This is a genomic window from Actinoplanes auranticolor, from assembly GCF_018332655.1.
In the GTDB taxonomy this organism is placed as follows: domain Bacteria; phylum Actinomycetota; class Actinomycetes; order Mycobacteriales; family Micromonosporaceae; genus Actinoplanes; species Actinoplanes auranticolor.
Window position 1 is genome coordinate 1 of record NZ_BOQL01000114.1, and the last position, 1,142, is coordinate 1,142.

General features: G+C 68.4%; 1 protein-coding gene. It reads right to left on the reverse strand.

What is annotated here, in order from left to right:
- Window positions 1-12 precede the first annotated feature (12 nt).
- The coding region (locus Aau02nite_RS45810; RefSeq protein ID WP_212994991.1) for a PP2C family protein-serine/threonine phosphatase at window positions 13-1,142 on the reverse strand (1,130 nt) is incomplete at its 5' end.

Here is a 1,142-nt window from a genome sequence, read left to right on the forward strand (position 1 = left end):
GTCTCGGCGTGGTCACTGGTCCAGGTCGAGCGGTTGCTGTTTCGGCCCGGTGATCAGTTCGGTGTCCGATTGTGGTGGGGCGGGGCTGTGCCATTCGGCGAGCAGTACGGTGGCGTCGTCCTGCAGCCGGTCGTCCTGGTAGTCGAGGATGGCGTGCACGAGCCGGCGCATGGTCTCCGGTCCGGGAAGCTGGTCGGCGAGGGCTTTGGCGGTGAAGTCGGTCAGTCGTTCGACGCCGAACTGCTCGCCGTCGGCTGAGCGTGCTTCGATGATGCCGTCGGTGTAGAGAAGCAGGCGGTCGCCGGGCTCGAGTGCCTCTTCGACGACCACCGGCGGGCGCCTGTCGCCCAGCGATACCGGTAGGGCGGTCGGGGTCGGTAGCACCTTGACGACTTTGCCCTGCCGCAGGACGATTCCGCCTGGATGGCCGGCGGAGATGACCCGCAGCGCGCCGGTGCACTGGTTCAGCTCGGCCAGTACGGCCGTGATCATGCCGGCCCGGTCGTGGGTTCGCACCGCGCTGTCGATGTGGTGGTAGGTGGCGGTCAGGTCCATGCCCGCGCGGCGGGCGTTGCGGTAGGCGGCGAGCGCGATCGAGGCCAGGACGACTGCGCGCATGCCATTGGCCGATCCGTGGCCGGCGGCGTCGAACAGGGCCAGGTGGGCGGTATCGCCGTTGACGGCGTAGTCGAAGGCGTCGCCGCCGACGTCGTAGCTGGGTTCCAGGATGCCGCTGATCATCAGGTGGCCGGTCGAGAACGACAGAGGCGGCAGTTGGGCCCGCAGCATCTCCGCAGCCAGCTGCATGGGCTCACGGCGGCGGACCCGTTCGACGGTGTCGCTGTAGGAGCCGCGGGTGATGACCAGCTCGGCCAGCAGCGAGGCGACAGTCATACAGTCGTCGACTGCCTGGTCGCTGAGCGTAGCGTCGGAGACGACCTCGAGCACGCCCATCCGTTCGGCGCCGTTGAGCAGCGGCACCCACAACCGCTGTCCGTCGGGTTCGGTGTCGCTGACACATGTGGTGACCAGGGTGAAAGCGCGGCCGCCGAGTGTGCCGTCGATGTTGAAGCTTTCGCGGTGCGGTGCGGAGCCGCCCAGCAGCGGCAGCAGCTCACGCTGCTGATGGTCCACGAGGTAGA